At 44.3% G+C, this 23,321-nt stretch carries 21 protein-coding genes and 3 pseudogenes; 22 read left to right on the plus strand and 2 right to left on the minus strand.

The genetic code is table 11. The annotated features are described in order from the left end of the window. Positions 1–179: 179 nt before the first annotated feature. From DW904_RS17175 to DW904_RS17280, 21 genes and pseudogenes are all read left to right on the plus strand, one after another. Positions 180–497, plus strand: a complete 318-nt coding sequence (locus DW904_RS17175; RefSeq protein WP_202187759.1) for a DUF3847 domain-containing protein — start codon at positions 180–182, stop codon at positions 495–497. A gap of 2 nt (positions 498–499) precedes the next feature. Continuing rightward, positions 500–1,972 carry a MobQ family relaxase gene (gene mobQ / locus DW904_RS17180; protein WP_082923119.1) on the plus strand — a complete coding sequence of 491 codons (1,473 nt, stop codon included), beginning with the start codon at positions 500–502 and terminating at the stop codon, positions 1,970–1,972. A gap of 47 nt (positions 1,973–2,019) precedes the next feature. Then, the gene (locus DW904_RS17185) at positions 2,020–2,760 is read left to right on the plus strand and encodes a CHC2 zinc finger domain-containing protein (protein WP_118583041.1); all 741 of its coding nucleotides are present in this window, start codon (positions 2,020–2,022) and stop codon (positions 2,758–2,760) included. Next, positions 2,645–3,385 (plus strand): annotated as a pseudogene (locus tag DW904_RS17190) (VapE domain-containing protein); the annotation flags it as partial. The gene DW904_RS17185 and the pseudogene DW904_RS17190, both read left to right, overlap by 116 nt. A 373-nt stretch (positions 3,386–3,758) precedes the next feature. Further along, a complete protein-coding gene (locus DW904_RS17195) occupies positions 3,759–4,475 on the plus strand; it encodes an ATP-binding cassette domain-containing protein (protein WP_243110475.1) in 717 nt (238 codons plus the stop codon). Next, positions 4,472–6,025 (plus strand): annotated as a pseudogene (locus tag DW904_RS17200) (ABC transporter ATP-binding protein); the annotation flags it as partial. The gene DW904_RS17195 and the pseudogene DW904_RS17200, both read left to right, overlap by 4 nt. A gap of 376 nt (positions 6,026–6,401) precedes the next feature. Continuing rightward, positions 6,402–6,999, plus strand: a pseudogene (locus tag DW904_RS17210) (TetR/AcrR family transcriptional regulator). A 110-nt stretch (positions 7,000–7,109) separates the two neighbouring features. Further along, the gene (locus tag DW904_RS17215; protein ID WP_118583047.1) at positions 7,110–8,882 is read left to right on the plus strand and encodes an ABC transporter ATP-binding protein; all 1,773 of its coding nucleotides are present in this window, start codon (positions 7,110–7,112) and stop codon (positions 8,880–8,882) included. 1 nt (position 8,883) lies between these two features. Then, complete coding sequence (locus DW904_RS17220; RefSeq protein ID WP_118583050.1) at positions 8,884–10,617, plus strand: ABC transporter ATP-binding protein; 1,734 nt, start codon at positions 8,884–8,886, stop codon at positions 10,615–10,617. Between the two features lie 22 nt (positions 10,618–10,639). After that, entirely contained in the window at positions 10,640–11,455 is an 816-nt protein-coding gene (locus DW904_RS17225) for a class I SAM-dependent methyltransferase (RefSeq protein ID WP_118583053.1), read from the plus strand. Positions 11,456–11,479: 24 nt separating this feature from the next. Continuing rightward, positions 11,480–12,286: a class I SAM-dependent methyltransferase gene (locus tag DW904_RS17230; RefSeq protein WP_118583056.1), complete on the plus strand. Its 807-nt coding sequence runs from the start codon at positions 11,480–11,482 to the stop codon at positions 12,284–12,286. Positions 12,287–12,869: 583 nt separating this feature from the next. Then, complete coding sequence (gene ltrA / locus DW904_RS17240) at positions 12,870–14,168, plus strand: group II intron reverse transcriptase/maturase (protein WP_118583062.1); 1,299 nt, start codon at positions 12,870–12,872, stop codon at positions 14,166–14,168. Positions 14,169–14,445: 277 nt separating this feature from the next. Further along, positions 14,446–14,805 carry a metalloregulator ArsR/SmtB family transcription factor gene (locus tag DW904_RS17245; RefSeq protein WP_118583065.1) on the plus strand — a complete coding sequence of 120 codons (360 nt, stop codon included), beginning with the start codon at positions 14,446–14,448 and terminating at the stop codon, positions 14,803–14,805. Positions 14,806–14,864: 59 nt separating this feature from the next. Further along, the gene (locus tag DW904_RS17250; RefSeq protein ID WP_118583068.1) at positions 14,865–17,450 is read left to right on the plus strand and encodes a heavy metal translocating P-type ATPase; all 2,586 of its coding nucleotides are present in this window, start codon (positions 14,865–14,867) and stop codon (positions 17,448–17,450) included. Positions 17,451–17,466: 16 nt separating this feature from the next. Further along, positions 17,467–17,985, plus strand: coding sequence for a hypothetical protein (locus tag DW904_RS17255; RefSeq protein WP_055062590.1), 519 nt, complete (start codon positions 17,467–17,469; stop codon positions 17,983–17,985). Between the two features lie 10 nt (positions 17,986–17,995). Further along, a complete protein-coding gene (locus DW904_RS17260) occupies positions 17,996–18,535 on the plus strand; it encodes a pilus assembly protein PilX (RefSeq protein WP_117855365.1) in 540 nt (179 codons plus the stop codon). Then, complete coding sequence (locus DW904_RS25885) at positions 18,532–19,371, plus strand: FAD-dependent oxidoreductase (RefSeq protein ID WP_347562192.1); 840 nt, start codon at positions 18,532–18,534, stop codon at positions 19,369–19,371. The genes DW904_RS17260 and DW904_RS25885 overlap by 4 nt, the downstream gene beginning before the upstream one ends. Further along, positions 19,338–20,075: an FAD-binding protein gene (locus DW904_RS25890; RefSeq protein ID WP_347562193.1), complete on the plus strand. Its 738-nt coding sequence runs from the start codon at positions 19,338–19,340 to the stop codon at positions 20,073–20,075. The genes DW904_RS25885 and DW904_RS25890 overlap by 34 nt, the downstream gene beginning before the upstream one ends. A gap of 5 nt (positions 20,076–20,080) precedes the next feature. After that, positions 20,081–20,782: a 2Fe-2S iron-sulfur cluster-binding protein gene (locus tag DW904_RS17270; protein WP_055156580.1), complete on the plus strand. Its 702-nt coding sequence runs from the start codon at positions 20,081–20,083 to the stop codon at positions 20,780–20,782. 135 nt (positions 20,783–20,917) lie between these two features. Then, positions 20,918–21,217 carry a metalloregulator ArsR/SmtB family transcription factor gene (locus tag DW904_RS17275; protein ID WP_005330972.1) on the plus strand — a complete coding sequence of 100 codons (300 nt, stop codon included), beginning with the start codon at positions 20,918–20,920 and terminating at the stop codon, positions 21,215–21,217. Between the two features lie 99 nt (positions 21,218–21,316). Next, positions 21,317–21,676, plus strand: coding sequence for a hypothetical protein (locus DW904_RS17280; protein ID WP_118583071.1), 360 nt, complete (start codon positions 21,317–21,319; stop codon positions 21,674–21,676). Positions 21,677–21,859: 183 nt separating this feature from the next. On the opposite strand, the gene DW904_RS17285 is transcribed toward DW904_RS17280, so the two are convergent. Both DW904_RS17285 and DW904_RS17290 read right to left on the minus strand, forming a co-directional pair. Beyond that, positions 21,860–22,099, minus strand: coding sequence for a DUF6061 family protein (locus DW904_RS17285; protein ID WP_107001876.1), 240 nt, complete (start codon positions 22,097–22,099; stop codon positions 21,860–21,862). Positions 22,100–22,474: 375 nt separating this feature from the next. After that, a complete protein-coding gene (locus DW904_RS17290) occupies positions 22,475–22,927 on the minus strand; it encodes a hypothetical protein (RefSeq protein ID WP_118583074.1) in 453 nt (150 codons plus the stop codon). 93 nt (positions 22,928–23,020) lie between these two features. Between DW904_RS17290 and DW904_RS17295 the strand changes: the two genes are divergently transcribed. Then, positions 23,021–23,218 (plus strand): hypothetical protein, encoded by a 198-nt coding sequence (locus DW904_RS17295; protein WP_147343030.1) that lies wholly within the window; start codon positions 23,021–23,023, stop codon positions 23,216–23,218. The last annotated feature ends 103 nt before the right edge of the window (positions 23,219–23,321 follow it).

The following is a 23,321-nucleotide window of genomic DNA, read 5'->3' on the forward strand; positions in this document are numbered from 1 at the left end:
TCGCTCCGACAAGGTGGCTACACCCCCTTGCGCCGCTAAGGCGGCTATCCCCTGTGTACCCTCCGAAAAGAGAAATCCGCTCTGCGGTTTTCCCTTTTCATCGGTTTTTATAGAAGCACTGACACACGGACTGTCTGCGGATGGTCTTTCTTTATCTTATAAGTAAAGGATGTGAGAACATGGAAAAATCTTTGGAACAGTTGAAACAGGAATATGAAAAAACCACTGTCCTGCTGGAACGGGAAAAACGGAAAATGCAGCGTTTGAAAAACCGGCAGACGTATCTGGAAAGTGGTTCCCGAAAACAGAGGACGCACCGGTTGATTACCCGTGGGGCAGCCGTTGAGAGCATTGCGCCACAGACAAAGGAGCTGACCGAAACGGAATTTTATTCCCTCATGGAAAGCATTTTGAATCTGCCGCAGGCGGAGCATTTCATCCGGTCTGCCGCAGAGAACCACGCCTGTATTTCCGGGCAGGAGAAAGGCGGTGACTAAGGATAACACTTTATCATTTTTCAATCGCACAGATAAAGCGCAGCGCCGGTCAGAGCGCCATTGCCAGCGCAGCCTACCGAGCCGGGGAGCGTCTTTACAGTAGCTACTATGGAGAAGTCAGCGATTACACCAAAAAGGGCGGCGTGATCGCTTCGGAAATCATGCTGCCACCCCATGCGCCGGAAATATATCTTGACCGGGCGACCCTCTGGAATGCTGTGGAGAACTGCGAGAAACATCCAAAAGCACAGCTTGCCTATTCCTTTGATATTGCCATGCAGAATGAATTGACGCTGGAAGAAAACATGGAGCTGGCGAGGAAGTTCGTGCAGGAGCAGTTTGTGGCAAAAGGCATGATTGCCGATCTTGCTTTTCACAGTCCGGAGAAAGAGGACGGCGGTATCCCAAACCCGCATTTCCATGTGATGACAACAATGCGCCCTTTGAACCCGGATGGCACATGGGGACAAAAACAGCGGCGGGAATATCTTCTTGATGAAGATGGAAACCGAATCCGGGATAAAAATGGCGATTATATGTTTAATGCTGTCCACACAACAGACTGGCACGAGCCGGAAACACTGGAACACTGGCGGGAGCAGTGGGCGGCTGCCGTTAATACAAAATTTGAGGAAAAAGGACTGGATGTGCGTATCGACCACCGTTCCTATGTGCGGCAGGGGCTTGACCTGATACCTACTGTCCACGAGGGAGCTAATGTCCGGCAGATGGAAGCAAAGGGCATCCGCACCGAGAAAGGGGAACTGAACCGCTGGATTAAAGCCACCAACCGGCTCATGCAGGATGTGAGGAAGAAGATCAAAGCCCTGTTTGTCTGGATGGCAGAGGTAAAAGAAGAACTTTCCAAACCACAGACACCGAACCTTGCCGACCTGCTGATCGCTTATTACAACCAGCGCAACGCAGGGGCATGGAGCAATAAAGCCAGAACCGGAAACTTAAAGCAGTTTGCCGAAGCCGTCAATTATCTGACGGAAAACAAGCTGCTCACATTAGAGGATTTGCAGGAGCGTCTTTCCTCTGTCAGTGAAGAATTTGAAGCATTAAGCGGCTCCATGAAAAAGAAATCTGCCAGGATAAAGGAATTGCAGGAATTGATACGGGAGGGCGAGAATTACCAGCGGCTAAAACCTGTCCATACGGAATTGAACAATATCAAGTTTAAGAAACAGAGGGAGAAATTTGAAACATCCCACGATGCGGAGTTACGGCTGTTTTATGCCGCCCGCCGTATTCTGAAAGAAAAACTGGACGGAAAACCCATTGCCCTGAAAGCATGGAAACAGGAATACGCACAGTTAAAAACAGAGTATGCCGAACTGTCTCCGCAGCACAAGCCACTCCGGGAGGAAGTCATACGGCTGCGGCAGGTGCAGAACGCCGTAGATACCGCACTGCGCCGGAGGGAGCAGCCACAGGAAGTACAGAGAAAGAAACATGAGATGGAGCTATGATATAACCGGCAGCTTTACCGCTACCGGTCTTTTTACGGAGGGAGCATTTGAATGTATTTGAAGCGGTGAAACAGTCTGTTACCACACGGCAGGCTGCTTCATTCTATGGAATCCGGGTGGGGAGAAACGGCATGGTCTGCTGTCCATTCCACAATGACCGCACGCCCAGCATGAAAGTGGACAGCCGCTTTTACTGCTTCGGCTGCAGGGCTTCCGGGGATGTGATCGACTTTGCCGCTTTGCTGCATGGATTGGGGAAACGGGAAGCTGCGGTCAGGCTTGCGGAGGACTTCGGCGTTTCCTATGAGAAATCCGGCAATGCGCCGCCAGATAGGAAGCGTCACAACAGGTCACAGCCCCGGCAAAAATCAGCGGAGCAGAGATTTCAGGAAACGGAACGGTATTGTTTCCGGGTGCTATGCGATTATCAGCGCCTGCTGGAGCATTGGAAAACAGCATACGCCCCACAGCCGCAGGATGCCATCTGGCATCCTCTTTTTGTGGAAGCGTTGCAGAGGATAAGCTACACAGAATACCTTTTGGATATTTTGTTATACGGAGAAATAGAAGAAAAAGCGGCATTGATCGCCGCACAGGGAAAGGAGGTGCTGCGGCTTGAACAGCGAATTTCAGAGCTTGCCGCCGGAAACGCAGGAAGCGGTCAAAAGGACGATGGACACAATGGAACCGGCGCAGACACCGGAAGAAATCCGGGAGACGTTAGAGGGGACGCAGAAAGGCGGCGTGAAGAACAGCATCCGAAACTGCCTGACGGTGTTCCAGCGTGACCCGCTGTTTCGTGGGGCGCTGCGTCTGAACCTTTTGACGGAGCAGATTGACATTGTGAAGCCGCTGGGCTGGGAGCGCACCAGTACCACGCTGACCGACATGGACATGAACTACCTGCTTTTGTATCTGGAAGAAAATTACGGGCTTATCAGCGAGAAAAAGGTGCAGAGCGCCATCAAGATTGTTGCCAACGAAAACCGCTACCATCCGGTCAGGGATTACCTGAACAACCTGCAATGGGACGGCACAGAGCGCATTCGTTATGCCCTGCATCACTTTCTGGGAGCCGATACGGACGAATACACTTATGAAGCCTTGAAACTGTTCCTGATGGGAGCCATCCGGCGGGTATTCAGACCGGGGAGCAAGTTTGAGGTCATGCTCTGTCTGGTTGGTGGTCAGGGAGCCGGGAAATCTACCTTTTTCCGGCTGCTGGCAGGCAGGGACGAATGGTTTTCAGACGATTTGAAGAAGCTGGACGATGAAAATGTGTACCGCAAGCTTCAAGGGCATTGGATTATCGAGATGTCGGAGATGATCGCCACAGCCAACGCCAAGAGTATTGAGGAAATCAAGTCATTCTTAAGCCGCCAGAAAGAAACCTACAAAGTGCCGTATGAGACAGCTTGATAGAAGTATTTTTTCTTTGTCCGGCGGTGAAAAGCAAAAAATCGCCTGCGGATCGGCAGCGGCAATTGACCCGGATATTTATGTGCTTGATGAGCCATCATCCAACCTTGACGCATACGCTATCGCTGATTTCCGACAGCTACTCTTTACTTTGAAATCGCAGGGAAAGACCATCATCATCTCTGAACATCGGCTGTATTATCTGTCCGGCCTCTTTGACCGTGTCTTGTACCTAAAAGATGGAGAAATCGAAGGTGATTATACAGCAGAGGAATTTTGCGGCCTGTCGGCAAGACTGCGCGATGATATGGGATTGCGCCCTCTTGATCTTGCGGGGCTTTCAGAAGTTGAAGGCACGCCGCAGAGAATGAATGAGGCGGTTTGGACGATAAAGAATGTGTCCTTTGCCTATAAGCATGAGCCGGAAACCTTGCATATAACGGAAACCTCTTTCCCATCCGGCAGCGCCACGGCCATCATCGGACATAATGGTGCGGGAAAATCCACCTTTGCCCGGTGCCTCTGCGGGTTGGAAAAGCACTTCAAAGGAACGGTGCAGGATCAGAGCAAGAACTATTCCAGAAAAGAACGATTGAAACTCTGTTATATGGTCATGCAGGATGTAAACCACCAGCTCTTTACCGAAAGTGTTCTGGATGAAATTCTGCTCAGTATGAGAACCGAGAATAAGCAGAGGGCAAGAGAAATCTTAAAGGAGATGGACTTGCTTTCCTTTGAGGACTGCCACCCGATGGGACTGTCCGGTGGTCAAAAGCAGCGTGTGGCGGTTGCCTCTGCGATTGCTTCGGAGCGCCCTTTGATTTTATTCGATGAACCGACCAGCGGTCTTGACCTGTTTCACATGAGGCAGGTTGCCAATGTTGTTAATCAGGTGGCGAATACTGGAAGAACTGCGCTTGTGGTAACGCATGACCCGGAATTTATTCTACGCTGCTGCAATTATGTCCTTCACTTAGAAAACGGGCAAATTCAGGAAAGTTATTCCATAGAGGACAGCGATGGCCGAAAACGCCTGCTAAAGTTTTTTCTGAGTGATATGAAGAAGGAGGTGTCCACAGAATGAAGGAGGAAAAGAAAGAGTCGCCCATAAGCGTCTTATGGGGATGGGGCAAAGCTTATCATGGAAAATTCATCGGCAGTATTATCCTTGCGGTATTAGGCGTGGCCTGCCAGATGGTGCCCTATTTCTGCGTAGCGCATATTGTCACAATGATGTTGTCTGGGGAACAGAATTATTCCTGCTATGTGACCGCTGGTATTATTGCACTGTGCGGATACTTTGGGAAGGTGCTGTTTTCCTGTCTTTCTACAACGATTTCCCACACAGCGACCTATTACACGCTGCGCGATCTGCGGGAAAATATCACCGCAAAGCTGGCCCGCGTCCCGATGGGGACGATTTTAGATACTCTGTCCGGCCAGTATAAAACAACGATTGTTGACCGGGTAGAAGGTATGGAGCCAACCTTCGCACACCTGATCCCGGAAATGACGGCAAATGTGCTGGTACCGCTTGTTATCGCCGTGTACCTGTTCCTTTTGGACTGGCGCATGGCGCTTCTGTCACTTGTTACGCTGGTGGTGGGCCTTGCTGTCATGTCTGCCGGCATGAAGAATTATCCCGTCAAATGGGAAGGCGCGGTTAAGGCAGGCAAGCAAATGGCAAATGTCATTGTAGAGTACATTGGTGGGATTGAGGTAGTCAAAGCGTTTAGTCAATCCGCCGGTTCCTACAAAAAATATTCTGACGCAGTAAACTATAACGCCAACTACTATGTGGACTGGATGAGAGAAAACCAGAAAACCATGAGCGCCTACAACGCCATTTTGCCATCGGTGTTGATTTGTGTGCTGCCCTGCGGCTTCGCGTTCTGGATCTCCGGCAGCCTGGAACTTTCCACTTTCCTGTCTATCGTAATTTTCTCGCTGGGACTGATTGGGCCGATTGTTGCAGCCTTTACCTTTACGGACGATTTGGCCGTATTAGGGACAAATGTGGAAGAAATCAGCCAGCTTTTGAACGCTGAAGAACTGAACCATAAGGATACGCCGGTCAAGCTGGAAGATACCGGCATTTCTCTTAGGTCTGTGTCTTTTTCCTATGACGGGACAACAGAGGTTTTGCATGGTGTGAGCCTGACCATCCGGCCCGGCACCATGACCGCCCTTGTGGGGCCGTCTGGCTCCGGCAAATCGACGGTGGCAAAGCTGATTGCCGGATATTGGGATGTTACATCCGGCAGCATTACCCTCGGCGGTCATGAGCTGAAGGATATACCGCTGTCTGAAATTGCAGATCAGATTTCCTATGTATCTCAGGACAACTACCTGTTTAACCGCAGTATCCGGGAAAATATCCGCATGGGAAGACCCAGCGCCACAGACGCGGAGGTGGAACAGGCCGCCGAACAAAGTGGTTGCGACGCCTTTATCCGCGGGCTGGACAATGGCTATGATACGGTTGTCGGCAGCACCGGTTCCCACCTTTCCGGTGGGGAGCGCCAGCGTATTGCCATCGCCCGTGCCATGCTGAAAAATGCGCCGGTTGTCATTTTGGACGAGGCAACTAGCAGCGTTGACCCGGAGAATGAGGACGAATTGCAGCGAGCTATCGAGGCACTGACTCATGATAAGACCAGCACTCATGAAATCGCCAGGTATCTGAAGATTACCGAAAAGGCAGTTTACAGGTGCATGGACAGGCTGAAAGAAAAAGTGAAGAAGATCTTCGAGTAATTCATGATAATCACAAAGCAGGGTGTGAGAACAAACTCCGCCCTGCTTATTATTTATTTAGAAAAAATAAAGCTGTTATCAAAACCAGTATTTAAAAATTTTATCAGTAATAAAGTGCAGAATGATGTTTGGATTGCAGTTTTTATGCAACTATTTCTTGTTGCTATTGACAAAACCTTTTTCAGAGATTAAAATTATAACAGTGTTATATAGCACTGTTATATAGGAGGTGTGCAAAATAAACGGAAATGGAATGACTTTAGAAAATATCCACCGGGCAGCGAAAGCGGAATTTTTAGAAAAAGGATATAAAGACGCTTCCCTGCGGAATATTGTGAAATCCGTGGGAATGACTACCGGAGCCTTTTACGGATATTACAAAAGTAAAGAAGAACTTTTTGAAGCCATCGTTGGTGAGCATTATGAATATATTCGCAACCGTTTTATAAAGGCACAGCAGGAGTTTGCTGAACTTCCAGCTGCCAGACAGCCGGAAGTCATGAGTGATATTTCGGGATCTGCATGTACGATATTCTTCATTATGCGTATGAGCATTTAGAGGAATGTAAACTGATCCTTGTCTGTTCGGAAGGAACAAAATTTGCCGGGCTAATTGATGAAATGGTGGAGATTGAAGTGGAAGGGACTCATGCCTATCAGGAGGTTTTAAGGAAGCTTGGAAGGCCCTCTCCCCATATCGATCCTTCGCTGGAGCATATTCTGATCACCGGCATGTTTCATACTTTTTTTGAATTGATCATTCATGAAATGCCGCTAAAAGATGCCGAAACTACGTTAGAGAAATGCGCGCCTTTTATACAGCAGGATGGATGAAAATTATGGGGCAGTAATGCCTTATAATTTTTGTTCGATAGTTAGCAACAACTAACCTAAATTTGGATATTGTAAGAACATGGACGTGTTCTCTTTATCATAGACACAAAGAAAAGGAGGAATTTTTTTGAAAAAAAAATCTAATTTATCACGCCTGCTGGGAATTGCAGGCAGCCATAAGTACCTGACCTATGCTTCCTGGGTGCTTTCTGCCATCAGTGCCCTGATTGCTCTGGTACCATTCTATTACATCTGGAAAATGATCAAGGAAGTATTGGAGGTGGCACCGAATTTTGCCCAGGCACAGGACCTGACCAGTAATGGCTGGATGGCAGTATTGTTTGCGGTTATAGCGGTGCTTGTCTACATAGCCGGGCTGATGTGTTCCCATTTGGGAGCATTTCGTATCGCCACAAACCTGCGTATCCAGACCATGGAGCATATTGTTAAGCTTCCTCTTGGATTTGCCGAGAGTTTTGGCAGCGGAAAACTGCGCAAAATCGTCAACGAATCCAGTGCAGCCACCGAAACCTATCTCGCTCATCAGCTTCCCGACAGAGCCAATGCCATTGCAACCCCCTGCGGTCTTTTGGTGCTGTTGTTCGTGTTTGACTGGAGACTGGGACTATTGAGCCTTGTTCCGGTTGTGCTGGGGTTTCTGATCATGATGGCAATGACCGGAAAGCAGATGCAGGAAAAGATGAAAGAATACCAGAATGCGCTGGATGATATGTCCAATGAAGCGGTAGAGTATGTCCGCGGGATTCCGGTGGTAAAAACCTTTGGCCAGACGATCTTTTCCTTTAAGAAGTTTAAAGACTCCATTGACCGGTATAAAGTATGGGTGATTGCTTATACCAAGCAGCTTCGGACACCGATGATGTTCTATACAGCTGCAATTAACGGAGTTTTTGCCACACTGATCGCCGGAGGACTGTTGCTGACACAAGAGGGTGTGACTTCCAGTTTCTTACTGGATCTCATTTTCTATATTATCATTACACCGGTTATTTCTGTTACACTGACACGCATCATGTTCCAAAGTGAAAATGCCATGATCGTAGATGACGCTTTACAGAGAATTGACAGCGTTTTGCATTTGAAGCCTCTGGAGGAAACCAGACATCCTATGCATCCGCAAAATGCTTCCGTGGAACTGAAATCGATTCATTTCAGCTATGATGGAGAAAAAGAAGTATTAAAAGATATTTCACTCACCATTCCTGCAGGACAGACGGTAGCTTTTGTAGGCCCATCCGGCGGTGGAAAAACAACCCTTGCCAACCTGATTTCCCGATTCTTTGATCCACAGAGCGGAATGGTAAAAATCGGTGGTGTAAATGTGAAAGACATCCCGAAAGAGGAACTCATGAACACAGTGTCTTTCGTATTTCAGAATAGCCGTCTGATCAAGGCTTCCATTCTGGAAAATGTGCGTATGGGGAAACCGGAAGCTACCCGTGAGGAAGTTCTGGCTGCCCTTCATCACGCCCAATGCGATGATATTCTGGAAAAACTCCCACAGGGTGTGGATACGGTCATCGGTACAAAAGGTGTCTATCTTTCCGGCGGCGAGCAGCAGCGAATTGCCCTTGCCCGTGTAATGCTGAAAAATGCACCGATCATCATTCTGGATGAAGCCACTGCCTTTGCTGACCCGGATAACGAAAGCCGCGTACAGGCTGCTTTTTCAAGACTTTCCGAGGGAAAGACGGTGATTATGATTGCCCACAGGCTTTCTACCGTAACAAATGTGGATCAGATCTTTGTCATTTGCGACGGACAGGTTGCCGAGCGCGGGAACAGCCGTGAATTGCTTGCAAAAGACGGCATTTTCAGCCGTATGTGGAAAAATTACCAGACTTCCGTGCAATGGAAGGTAACAAAGGAGGTGCAGTGATATGATCAAAAAACTGCAGAAAAAATATGCCCTGTCTGAACAGGGAGCAAAAGACCTGATCAAAGGCTGCCTGGCCTGTGTCCTTCAGAATCTGTCTTTTATGTTCCCGGTGGGACTTTTATATTACCTGGTCAGCGATCTGATGAATGGGGGTGTTCCCGGTGGGAAAATTCCATTTTATGTGGCAGGCTGCGTGGTGTGTATCGGCCTGATACTGCTGACCACTTTCTTTCAATACAATGCCACCTATTTTGCCACTTACAAAGAAAGCGGCATCCGCCGTATTACTCTGGCAGAGCATCTGCGCAAAATCCCCCTTTCTTTTTTCGGGAAAAAGGATTTAGCCGATCTTACCAGTACCATTATGGCGGACTGCACCTTCCTGGAGCAGAGTTTTTCACATTTTATCCCTGAGCTTGCAGGTTCAATCATTTCTACGATCCTGATTTCCATCGGTCTGCTCTTTACGGACTGGAGAATGGCGCTGGCTGCCTTATGGGTTCTGCCGGTTGCCTTTGCGATTGTGGGATTTTCCACAAAGATTCAGGAAAATCTGAATCAGAAAGCCATGGATGTAAAGATGGCCTGCGCAGACGGGATACAGGAGTGTATTGAAACAGTTCGTGACCTGAAAGCAAATAATGCGGAGCAGGCATATTTAAAAGGTCTGGAAAAGAAGATCCGTGCCGTAGAGCATCGTTCCATCCTCAATGAATTCGGCCTTGCTGTTTTTGTGGTTTCCGCATCGCTGGTGCTGAAGCTTGGTATTGCAACGGTTGCGCTGGTGGGAGCTGTTCTGCTCATGCAAGGGAGCCTCTCCGTGCTTACATTCTTTATGTTCCTTCTGGTAGTATCCCGTTTATATGACCCTCTGCAGGGCGCACTCCAGAATCTTGCGGCAGTCATCAGTACACGAACCAACATTGCCCGTATGAATGAAATTCTCGATCATCCCATCCAGCAGGGCAGTGATAGGCTTTCCAATCAGGGGTATGATATTGTCTTTGACCATGTCGGGTTTGCCTATAATACCGGAGAAACTGTATTGAAAGATGTCTCCTTTACGGCAAAGCAGGGAGAGGTTACGGCTCTGGTGGGCCCGTCCGGCGGCGGAAAAACAACCGTATCCCGGCTGGCAGCAAGGTTCTGGGATATTAACAGAGGAAAGATTACCGTGGGAGGCATGGATGTATCCCGAATAGACCCGGAAACACTGCTTTCTCTGTATTCCATCGTATTCCAGGATGTCACGCTGTTTGACAATACGATTCTGGAAAATATCCGAATCGGAAACAAAGACGCCACAGATGAACAGGTCATTGCGGCTGCGAAACTTGCCAATGTAGATGAATTTGCAGAAAAATTACCAGATGGATGGCATACCAATATCGGAGAAAATGGCTGTGAACTTTCCGGCGGAGAGCGCCAGCGCATCTCTATTGCCCGTGCATTTCTGAAAAATGCGCCGATCATTCTTTTGGATGAAGCTACTGCTTCCCTGGATGTGGAGAATGAAACTCTGATACAGATAGCCCTTTCCCGTCTGATCGCAGATAAAACCGTTCTGGTTATCGCCCACAGGATGCGTACCGTAGCCGGAGCAGATAGGATCGTTGTCCTTTCTGATGGTACAGTGGCAGAAGAAGGATCACCAAAGGATCTGGAAGAAAAGAATGGTGTATATGCCCATATGGTAAAACTGCAGACAGAAAGCCAGAACTGGAAACTTGCGTGAAGAAGGAAAAGGAGGTAGTGCAATGAAAAGGAACCAATGGAAGCAGGAGAATATCCGCCTTGGCACCCACGGGGAAGACTATGGAAGCTGGATGTCCAATCCTGTCTTTTACATCATTGGCGGAATCGAAGTTTTGGCCGCTGTGCTGGCTGTCCTCTCTTTTTATGTATTACATGTCGCTGTTCTTGGTGTTCTGTTTACTGTTATCACAATCGCACTTTTGGTTTTACTGATCTGGATCACATGGATCAGGCGGCAGTATGCCTTTGGTGGTGGCGAAATCATGGAACAGGTTCATCGAGTCGTTCTCTCTCATCTGGACTATGACGGTGAGGGGAAGATTCTGGAAGTAGGCTGCGGTTCGGGAGCACTGACAATCCGTGCGGCTCTGACATGGCCGAAAGCACAAGTGATCGGTGTTGATTACTGGGGTGCTGTGTACAATTACAGCAAGGCACTCTGCGAGAAAAATGCTGCCAGTGAGGGCGTGGCTTCCCGCTGTGTATTTCAGCACGGTGATGCGAAGCAGCTGGATTTTCCTGATGAGAGCTTTGATGTAGTTATCAGCAACTATGTCTATCACAATGTTATGGGTGCTGATATGCAGAAACTGCTGCTGGAAAGCCTGCGGGTATTGAAAAAAGGCGGCGTCTTTGCACTCAACGATGATATGAAACCAAAGATGTACGGTGACATGGAAGGTTTTGCGCAGAAACTGCGGGATATGGGGTATGAGGAAGTACAACTCGTTGACACTGCACAGGAAGCTTTTGGCTCCCACCGTTGGGCTGCCATGATGATGCTGGGGTCTTCCCGGCTGCTTGTCGGCAGAAAGTAATGTATCAAAACAGGAGGTTTGGCTATGTCCAAGTTAGGAGTCGTGGAGGATACCCTGTTTGTCCCTATGCTGGGAAGAATTTATGCTGCTGAGCATTGCCCACAAATTTTATATGATAAAAAAGCATTGGAATTGAAAAAGAAGCTGCCTTCAGACTTGATTAAACAGAATATGCAGAACCAGTATACCCTTTTGGCCTCTGCTTCCCGGTCTGCTAATATGGATCAGATTATTCGGACTTTTCTGGAACGCAGACCGGACGGTGTGATTGTCCAGTTGGGCTGTGGTCTGGAGACAACCTATCACCGATGTGATAACGGAAAGACACACTGGTATGCCGTGGATCTGCCTCATGTAATCGAATACCGGCGGGGACTTCTTCCCGAACCAGAGAGGGAATTATATATTTCCGGGGATGCCTTTGCAAAGGATTGGATCAAAAAAGTTCGCAATGATGTATTTGATGCTCCTATTCTCGTTACTGCAGGCGGGTTATTTCATTATTTTGAGGCACATAAGGTCATTGCCCTTCTGCGTATGATTGGGCAATTTGGAAATATGGAAGTTGTTTTTGATACGGTGAACAAAAGAGGAATGACCATGATGAAGAAAAAATATATGAAACAGGTCGGCCATGCCGATGCACAAATGTTCTTTTATGTGGATTCAGCGGAAGAACTGGCAGCAAAGATCGGGGGTAATGTGAAGGTGATTGCGGAGGAACCATACTATCGTTACATCCCTAAAAATGGCTTAAAGCTATCCACAAAGGTCAGTATGACAGTTTCTGATCAATTCAAGATGGTAAAGATGATACATCTAAAACTATAGTGGATTGGTCACTTCCCTGACTGGTATGAATCAAGATAACTGTGGTGTGTCCGAATTTTTTGCCCATTGCTTTGCAATGAGTTTGCTATACAAATCGGAATTGTGCGCCCAGACAAGGGCGAATAGTCTAACAGGTGGAAAGCCTGTCTGGTAAGGTCTAACCAACCACCAGTAGCGAGTCTTGGGTGGCTGTCAGTAATGGCAGTTGCTAAGCGTAGACAGCGAGGAAATAGAGAGTGTGATTGAGCCTCGAAATTTTGACATCCAGAAGGCTGACGCTTTAATTCCAGCGGAAAGCAACATAAACCGAATCGTTATGGTAAGAAGTGGTTTACTTCTGCGGGGTCAAAGAGCACTTTATGTTTCACATAGTGACTATTCAGTCAACTGGGGAGAGCCTATTGTTTCTTGCTACTGCAAGTATGACAAACAACTGCAAAACAGAAGAATGTCAAAAGAACAATAGGCAGTCGGATAGCTTCATAGTACCGTAGAAATTGGGTAATGCCAACGGAGGAAAGGGAGCTACATAATAATGGTCTTTCTGAGGACACATCAACCGTACTCAGGGACGGAGGTATTGATGGAAACAAAATTAGAAAGAATAGCAGAAATATCGGCGCATTCGCCAAGACCAGAGTTCACATCGTTGTATCATTTAATCAATAAAGAAATGCTTTTGCAATGCCACAAAGAATTAGATGGTAGCAAAGCGGTTGGTATTGATGAAATTACTAAGAAAGAGTACGAGAGAAATCTGGAACAAAACATAGATGACCTGGTGGAAAGATTGAAAAGAAAATCCTACAAGCCACAGCCATCAATAAGGGTATATATTCCCAAAAGCAATGGAAAACTTCGACCATTAGGAATTGCGTGCTATGAGGACAAAATGGTTCAGTTAGCACTAAAGAAGATATTGGAAGCTATTTATGAACCGAGATTTCTGAACTGCATGTATGGGTTCAGACCTAACCGAGGATGTCATGATGCAATAAAAGAATTATACAAGAGATTAAACAACACTAAAATCTGTTATATCGTGGATGCTGATATAAAAGGCTTCTTTGACCACATGAAACATGAATGGATTATCAAGTTCCTCTATCTCTATATCAAAGACCCTAACATTATAGGTCTCGTCAAGAAGTACCTTAAGGTAGGAGTGATAGATGGAGGAGAACTGATGATGAATGAAGAAGGGTCGGCGCAGGGAAATATAATAAGTCCAATCCTTGCAAATATATACATGCACAATGTATTAACACTTTGGTATAAGTTTATTATTACCAAGGAATGCAAGGGAGACAATTTCTTGATTGTTTATGCGGATGACTTCGTTGCGGGATTCCAGTATAAATGGGAAGCTGAAAACTACTATAAGCTGTTAAAAGAACGAATGGAAAAGTTTGGTTTGCAGTTAGAGGAAAGTAAAAGCAGACTATTGCAAAGTGGTGCTTATATTGCGAGGGCGAAACAAAAGAGCGGTGAGTCTACCAGATTAGAGACATTTGATTTCTTAGGATTCACATTCTACTGTGGACGTTCACGCAAAGGCATGCCGTACATAATGCCAAAGACAAGTTCTAAGAAATTCAGACAGAAAATCCGAGACATTAAAGTATGGATATATGCGAATAGAGACCAATCGTTGAAGAAACTAATGGGAATGCTTAATCTGAAGTTAGTCGGTCACTATAGGTACTATGGCATAAGTTTTAATGGCAGAATGATTTCAAACTACAAACAACAAGTGAGAGAACTTCTGTTTAAGGTGCTGAATAGACGAAGTGACAGAAAGAGTTATACAAGAGAAGGATTCATTGAAATGCTGAAATATTATCCATTGGTAATGCCAAAGATTTATGTCAGCTTGTTTTGAAACTGTAAATATTATTATGAAGAGCCGTATGCGGGAAAGCCGCACGTACGGTTCTGTGAGGGGCTTACATTGCGAGGTGTAAGTCTACTCGACTACAGGAAGTGTGACAAGAAAGCCAAAACGGTATACTGGGAAAAAAAGATTAAGAAAAGAATAAAGAGCTGGTTTTAATTGTAAAATTTATGGGGAACTAACATCAGCTTATTGACATTAATTTAAAAATAAGTATAATAATAGTTGAGTAATTGTTCAACTATTATTATTTGGAGGTGAATATATGTCAAAAACGTCTTATATTTGTAATTGCGATGTAATTCATGAGGATATTGTGAATGATGTGAAATTCAAGATGCAGCCAAAAGATGATTATATCCAGTTGGCTTCTTTGTTTAAGCTATTTGGAGATGGAACTAGAGTACAAATCTTACACGCTCTAGAACAGAGTGAGATGTGTGTATGTGATCTTGCAGTGCTACTGGGGGTAACAAAATCTGCAATTTCGCATCAGTTAAAGGCATTACGCCTAGCGAATCTGGTAAAATTCCGTAAAGAAGCACAGATAGTTTACTACTCGCTGGCAGATGATCATGTGAAAGAGATTATTGACAAGGGATTTGAGCATCTTTGGCAGAAATAATATTTTTTAATATTATAGTTGAGTAATTGAACAATTAAACAAATTATAAGGAGATTATCATGAAACGCATATTTCTATTAAAAGGGTTGGACTGTCCAAATTGTTCCGCAAAAATTGAAAAAGAAATCGGAGAGTTGGATGGAGTGCAATCCTCAGTGGTAAATCTGATGAAGCAGACGCTTACAATCAATGTTACTCAGACAGCCGCAGATACGATAGCCAGTCAGATTGAAACGATTGTTCATAGTCATGAGCCCGATGTGGAAGTTCAGGAAGAAACCGTTATGAATGTTACAAAGAGTTATTCGTTAAAAGGATTGGATTGTCCGAATTGTTCTGCAAAAATTGAAAAAGAAGTCGGAGAATTGGATGGAGTACAATCCTCAGTTGTAAATTTGATGAAGCAGACGCTGACAATCAATGTTGCTCCAGCTGCCGCAAATACAATAGCCAGTCAGATTGAAACGATTGTCCACAGCCATGAGCCGAGTGTGGAGGTTCAGGAAGAAACAATTATCCCCGTTACAAAGAGTTATTTGTTAAAGGGCTTGGACTGTCCGAACTGCTCCGCAAAAATTGAAAAAGAAGTCGGAGAATTGGATGGAGTACAATCCTCAGTTGTAAATTTGATGAAGCAGACGCTGACAATCAATGTTGCTCCAGTTGCCGCAAATACAATAGCCAGTCAGATTGAAACGATTGTCCACAGCCATGAGCCAGATGTAGAAGTTTCCGAAATTGCACAGGAATACTATATACCTGCAAAAAAACAGGATACCAATACATCCTATAACAATGAGGACAAGAAGTTGACGATTCGTTTAGCGATTGGCGCAGCAATCTATGGTATTGGTATGGCATTGACAGTTTTTGCGAAAGTGCCACTGCCTGTCGAGTTAGTTTTTCTCATTGTCTCCTATATTATTCTTGGCGGGGATGTTGTATGGCAAGCTGTGAGGAATATTTCAAAGGGACGTGTGTTTGATGAACATTTCCTGATGAGCGTTTCTACGATTGGTGCTTTTGTCATTGGTGAATATCCGGAAGCAGTTGCTGTTATGCTGTTCTATCAAGTTGGTGAATTTTTCCAGTCATTGGCTGTTGAGCGTTCCAAAAAATCTATATCAGATTTAATGGATATACGTCCGGATTGTGCTACAGTCAGAAGGAACGGAGAATTGATTACCATATCTCCTGAAAGTGTTGCCATTGGTGAGATTATTATTGTAAAGCCTGGTGAAAAAATCCCATTAGACGGTATGGTATTGGATGGAGATTCTATGCTGGATACGAGGGCTTTAACTGGAGAATCGGTTCCGAGAAGCGTTCATAAAGGAGACGAAGCACTTTCCGGTTGTATGAATCAGACGGGTGTTTTAACGATTAAGACAACGAAAGCATTTGGTGAATCTACTGCTTCAAAGATTATTGATCTTGTGGAGAATGCGTCCAGTAGAAAAGCACCAACAGAAAATTTCATTACTACATTTGCACGTTATTACACTCCTGTTGTTGTAATCTTAGCAGCTATTCTGGCAATTCTGCCACCGATCCTTCTTGGTGGAGGTTGGACAGAGTGGATTCGCAGAGGATTTGTTTTCCTTGTGGTATCTTGCCCATGTGCATTGGTCATTTCAATCCCGCTGACTTTCTTCGGAGGTATTGGTGCGGCATCTAAACGAGGTGTTCTTGTAAAAGGAAGTAATTATTTAGAGGCGCTTAATAATGTCAGCATTATTGTGTTCGATAAAACTGGAACACTTACAAAGGGTGTTTTCAATGTGACTGATATTCTGCCTGCAAATGGATTTTCAAAAGAACAGGTTCTGGAGTATGCGGTCCAGGCAGAGAGCTTTTCTAACCATCCTATTGCAAAATCCATTCTCTCTGCTTATGGAAAAGAAATTGACCAATCAGTTATCTCTGATTACAAGGAAATTTCCGGATATGGAATCAGTGCCATGGCAGGAAAGAAGAAAGTTTATGCTGGCAATACGAAACTTATGGATTCAGAGCATGTGGAGTACACAGCCTGTGAAAAAGTTGGTACAAAGGTTTATGTAGCAGTAGATGGTCAATATGCCGGATGCATTTTGATAACAGATGAAGTAAAGCCGGACAGCAAAAAAGCAATTTCTGATTTGAAACATATCGGTGTGGAAAAAACAGTCATGCTTACTGGTGATGATGAAAAAATCGGAAAGGCTGTTGCGGAAGAATTGCAGTTGGATGAATATTATGCACAACTGTTTCCTGATCAAAAAGTGGAAAAGGTTGAGCTTTTGGACAGTAAAAAGAGACAGGGAAGCAAATTAGCTTTTGTTGGTGATGGTATCAATGACGCTCCTGTCCTTGCTCGTGCGGATGTTGGTATCGCAATGGGTGGTCTTGGTTCAGATGCGGCCATTGAAGCTGCGGATGTGGTTCTGATGACAGATGAACCATCTAAGCTGGTGGATGCGATTGATGTGGCAAAAGCGACAAAGCAAATTGTCATGCAGAATATAGTGATTGCCCTTGGAATTAAGAGTGTGTTCCTGATTCTTGGCGCTCTTGGTATTGCGGGAATGTGGGAAGCTGTATTTGGTGATGTAGGCGTTACCATAATTGCTGTTTTGAACGCAATGAGAATTTTGAAAAAATAGGAAATGAGGTGGGAATGTGAAACGAAAACTGATTCTGTTAGTTGTTACGATTGTTTTTCTTGTAGGTTTTGGTGTCATATTACATTCACCGCCTTCTATGATTGATGCAGTCACAGGAGCAACACCGAAGTCAAAAAAGGCGGCTCAAGCCTCCGCACAGTTGGAAGGCTCTTATGTTCTCGGTATTAATATGATGTCAGATGGTCTCGACAACGAGAACACTCGGAATAAATTAAAAGAATTGGCACTGGACGATTCGGAAACAAATGAAACAGATCTCATGAAAACGGACATTAGTTTTCGGTTATATGTATCTGAGACGGATTATCCGCTTGTCAGTTATGCTAAGAAACTCTGTGACAGGTTGAAACAGGCCGGTTTTTTCGTAGATCTGAAAGAGTACAGTAACACAATGATGCTATCAAGAGTGGTAAGTGGAAAGTATGATGTATTCCTGGCATCGGATGATTTTATTGACGTTACAACGCTAACACAGATGGACTATATGATTATGGACAGCGAAGAAATGAGGTGAGCGGGAATTTATGAGAAAATGGAATACGATTTTGTCTGTTTTAATGCTTCTCATTTTTATGATTCATGGAATCATGGGCAGCTTTATGCTGAACGGAGTTGGAAGTAGTGCAGGGAAACTTCTTGCATGGGTTGGTGTTGGTATTCTTGTTGTGCATACGGTGATTGGTGTCATCCTGACAGTTCAGAGTTTACAGACAGCGAAGCAATCAGGAAAAATGTATCTGAAACAAAACGTCATATTTTGGGCGAGACGAGCCAGTGGGATGGCAATAATGATTCTGCTGTTATTCCATATTGGCTTGTTTGGAAAGGTGCAGAATGGGACATATATTTTGTTCCCTTTTACAACGGTAAAGATGGTAACTCAGCTTTTGTTCGTAGCGGCAATCTTTGTCCATATTTTTATCAATATCCGCCCATTGCTCGTATCACTGGGAATCATCAGTTATAAAGAACGAAGGAGTGATATTTATTTGATCCTTTCGGTGCTTCTTCTTTTTATAGCGGGAGCGGTTATTTTATATTATATTGGGTGGCAATATCTATGAGTAAGACAATTGTTATTATAGGTGCTGGACTGGCAGGACTTTCAGCGGCTTTGCAGGCAGCGGAAAATGGATGCAATGTAAAACTGGTTTCCTCCCTTCCGTCAGAGCGGGCACAGTCTGTTATGGCGGAGGGCGGTATCAACGCAGCTTTGAATACAAAAGATGAAAACGACAGTCCCGAAGAACATTTTACAGATACAATAAAGGCAGCATGTGGTCTGGCAGATCCAAATGCAGTTTGGGGAATGACACAGGCAGCACCGGAGCTGGTGCACTGGCTGCTAAAACTTGGAGTTAAATTTAACATGAGTGGCTATGATGATGTGGATCTGCGGAATTTTGGCGGGCAGAAAAAGAAACGGACTGCTTTTGCACAGAGCGATACCGGGAAGCAGATCATGACAGCTATGATAGACGCTGTTCGCAGGAAAGAAGCATCTGGTATGGTAGAACGGTTCAGCCATCATTCTTTCCTAACACTTCGTCTGTGTGGCAATATTTGTTGTGGCTGCGTAATCAGGGATGAATACAGTCAGGAGACTGTGGAATTACCGGGGAATGCGGTTATTGTTGCCACCGGTGGTATGCACGGATTGTTTGGAAATACAACGGGTTCGCTGAGCAATACAGGAGAAGTCACCGCAGAATTGTTCCGGCTTGGTGTTCCTCTGGCAAATGGCGAGATGATCCAGTACCATCCGACAACTGTGAAATGTGGTGGAAAACGCATGCTCATCAGCGAGGCGGCCAGAGGGGAAGGTGGCAGGTTGTTTTCCATGAAAGATGGAAACAATGGTATTTCATGGAGGAAAAATACCCGGAGCTTGGAAATCTGATGCCACGAGATATTACCGCCAGAGAAATATGGAAGGTCAGCCATGGATCCGAGGTATTTCTTGATATGACGGAAATATCGAAGGAGGTCATTTCAAATAAGCTGTCTGGCTTAGCAGATGACTGCATGACATATCTGCATAAGGATATCCGGAAGGAACCGGTGCCTGTTTTGCCAGGAATCCACTACTTCATGGGTGGTATTCTTGTGGATGAACAGCACAGAACGTCGATTCAGAATCTTTATGCTGCCGGGGAATGCTGTGCCCAATATCATGGTGCAAACCGTCTGGGTGGTAATTCCCTGTTGGGCGCATTGTACGGAGGACGTGTTGCGGCAAAATCAGCATGCGAACAGGCAGATGTAGTAGATCTATCTTGTGCGACACAGATAGATTTTCCACCAGCGTCTCAAATTTCAGAAATAAAGCAATTAAACAAAGTGATGCAGGAGACTATGGGCGTTGTCAGAAATGAGAATACGTTGTTAAATGGGATTCAAACGGTACAAGCGCTGACAGGAAATCTTCCATTGCTTGGCATGGCAGTTCTAAAGAGTGCTCTTGCAAGAAAAGAAAGCCGTGGTGCACACTGGCGGGAGGATTATCCGAAGAGCAATGACGATGATTACCTTAAAACAACGGTAGCCAGATTTGATGGAAAGCAGATACAGATTTCCTTTGTACCTGTTCCAGAAAGGCGGTGATTCACTTGGTATATAAAATAAGAATCAGGCGGCAGGAGAGTCAGAAATCAGACAGTTATTGGCAGGAATTTGAGTATGACGGAAGCAAAAACAGCTCTGTTGCCACTGTTCTAAAGGAATTGAACAGTAGAACCCCTTTGAAAGATAACTCAGGAAATATAGTTACTCCCATCAGCTGGGAATGTAGCTGTATGGTGCGAAAATGTGGGGCTTGCGCCATGCTGATTAACGAACGTCCGAGGTTGGCATGCTCTACATTTCTACATACGTTAAAAGGTTCTACAATCATCTTGGAACCTTTAAGCAAATTTCCGCTTGTAAGAGATTTGATCGTTGACCGGTCAAATCTGTTTGAAAATTTGAAAAAACTGAACCTTTGGCTTGAAAGTGAAGCTTATATGAGTTCGTGGACACATGAACCGAGATACCAGTCGGCACGCTGTCTGATGTGTGGCTGTTGCCTTGAAGTGTGTCCTAACTTCTCTGCAAATGGGACTTTCGCAGGCACTGTTGCTGCAGTCAACGCATTTCGGATTCTGAATGAAGAACAGGAAAGCACTCATTTGAATGAGATTTCTGCTGAATATAAGAAGAGATTTTTTGAAGGATGCGGGAAGTCGTTATCTTGTCATGATATTTGTCCGATTGGTCTGCCTGTGGAAGAACTGCTTGTAAGGTCGAATGCAGCGGCTGTTTGGGGCAAATAAAATGGATGATAAAAGCTATAATGAATGTATGAAGAGAATCAAAAACTTGATTCTCTTTTTTAAAATGCATACATTGACAAATATCTATGTATATATTATATTGAACATAGACAATGATCAATGTGATGTGTCAATATGAATGCAATGGATGTGGCTTTGATATGCAAGGCTTTGGGCGATGCGAACCGGCTGGAAATTGTACAGATGCTGTCGGATGGAGAAAAGTGCGGGTGTAAACTTTTGGAAAGATTTGAAATTACCCAGCCAACTTTATCCCATCATATGAAGATACTGGTAGGATGCGGCCTTGTGAATGATCGTAAGGAAGGAAAATGGCATCACTATTCTTTGAATTGTGAGACATTGATGAATTACAAACACTTTATAGAATCCCTTACTTGCCTTGGATGCGGTGACGGGGATTGTTGTAAATAATTTAAGGAGAGCAGATATCATGAAAAAAGAATCAAATTCAGGAATTAGTTTTTTCCAGCGTTACCTGACTGTAACCTGCCAAACATCAATCTGGGGCAGTTGCAGATAATTCTCGCAGCAACGGGCTTACTTTCTGTATTAGCAACGGTTAGCTGTATGTTGTTCCTGTCTGCAAAATGTAAAGACACATTGACAGTTTTGCTGATCTCTATCGTAGTTCTTCTCATGCCGCTTTTTGCTTATGTGGCGATGGGAGCAACATGGCTCTCTACCATACTTCCATCTGCCGGAATTGGTATGCAGAACAATTTCCTTTCTCAGCTTGCAAATTTCAATTATCTGAATATCGGTGGAATGAGTTTCTGGACACCGCATGTTATTTTGATTTCGGCAGGAATTGAATTATTTGTGTTTACATTCTTGGCGATTCATTCCTATTGCAGACATCAGGTAGCATAAAAGAAGTTCAAAATAGAATGAATTGATTATCTGCCGCATGACGGCAAAAGAAAAACCAGACAATTTAGAACGGCGACTTTGATTTTCAGAGCCGCCGTTTCTTTGCGTTTATACAAACCTATAATGAATTTTCCGGAAATATTGTAGCTAATAGTTATTTAAACTGTTGTATTTGTTTAAAAATTAAAAAATATCTAATGAGTCTTCCGCATCTACCCACATCTGCAAATTTCCATCAAGATATAATCTTGCATATTCAAGAGGATCATCAATGGCGAGTGCGTTTAATGCACAGTCTGATCCTGATGTGGTTTTTAAGTCCTTTTCAGCTTCCCAACAGTCAATGCGGAGCATATAGCCAACAGAGGTATAAACATCAATACTGTTGCGCTTGGGATTGTATTCTGCAAATATTGTTCTCATCGTATCAAATCTCCTTATCGTTAAATCAATCATTTGTTGCAAAAATCAGAAGCATTTCAATCAGTTCACCATGTCACTTTTATTTTGTGTTATACTGTTTTATAGGATTTTCTTGCCCTTGTATTTGCCCTTATCAGAGTTCGTAAACACTGGTGGGACAATATAACACAAGGGAAACAATAAGGGAAAGCTCACCAGTGATAAATTCAGTGTTTTCAAGGGTTTGCGGAGAATTTAATAACAAAATATAACAGTTATTAAATCTCTTAAAACAGGTGAAATCTCAATCGGAATTGCTAAACGCAGATCCTTTCAAGATGGTTCCTCAGAATCACAAGCGAGTATTCCAAACGTATTTCAAAGCGAAGTTATAGATTAAAACTTTGAGTAAGGTGAAAGAACAGCAATATGATGAATGAGTTGTTCGAAGTTCTCCTTGCTCCAAAAACGGGGATGAACGAATCCATGCATAACTCTGTTTCGCCCGTTTTCATCGTTGTTTACTTTTACATATTTGAAATATTTCTTTGTTTCTTCCAGAACCTTGACATATTCCTGATTATTTTGATTTTCTGCTATTGCCAAAGAAATCAACTTCATGCCAACATTGACCTTAACTGGTTGCCCATTACGATCGAATAAAGGAAGTCCATAGTCGGAGGTTGTAGTTCTAATCAGTTCTTCCAAATAGGAATACGCAAAGGGCGTAAGTACGGAGAAGGAATCAGGGAATTTCTCGTATATTCTTTGCACTTCTCCCCAATCAGGAGCCCAGTTCCAAAAATGTGCGTAATCTATTATTTGATTGAAATCTTCTTGCAGTGCCATAGAATGACCTCCTTCTTATATTGAAATGTATAATTTTATTGTAGCACGATTGGCTGTGGATTCAATATCACTTATGAGATAGCTGTGTTTTTCATGGATACAGCTTTTTCATGGGCTACAGTAGGATTATACAATACATTTACAAGAAGTATGAATATTGCAAAGGGAAGAGGTATAGATTTTAATTTTGCTGATGGCATGATCTGTGACTGGAAAAATGAAAGGGAATATAGGTTGTTGGGGTATATCTCACACATGAGTGAAAACATAGCGGATGGTTACCTACAATGATTTCATTAAGGATATGACCATCATAAGCAAAAAAGTACAGAGACGTATAACTGTATAATATACTTCTCTGCACTTTTTAGCTTATGAGATATATTTATTTTTC

Source organism: Ruminococcus sp. AM42-11 (assembly GCF_003480145.1).
GTDB classification, from domain to species: Bacteria; Bacillota; Clostridia; order Lachnospirales; family Lachnospiraceae; genus Blautia_A; species Blautia_A faecis.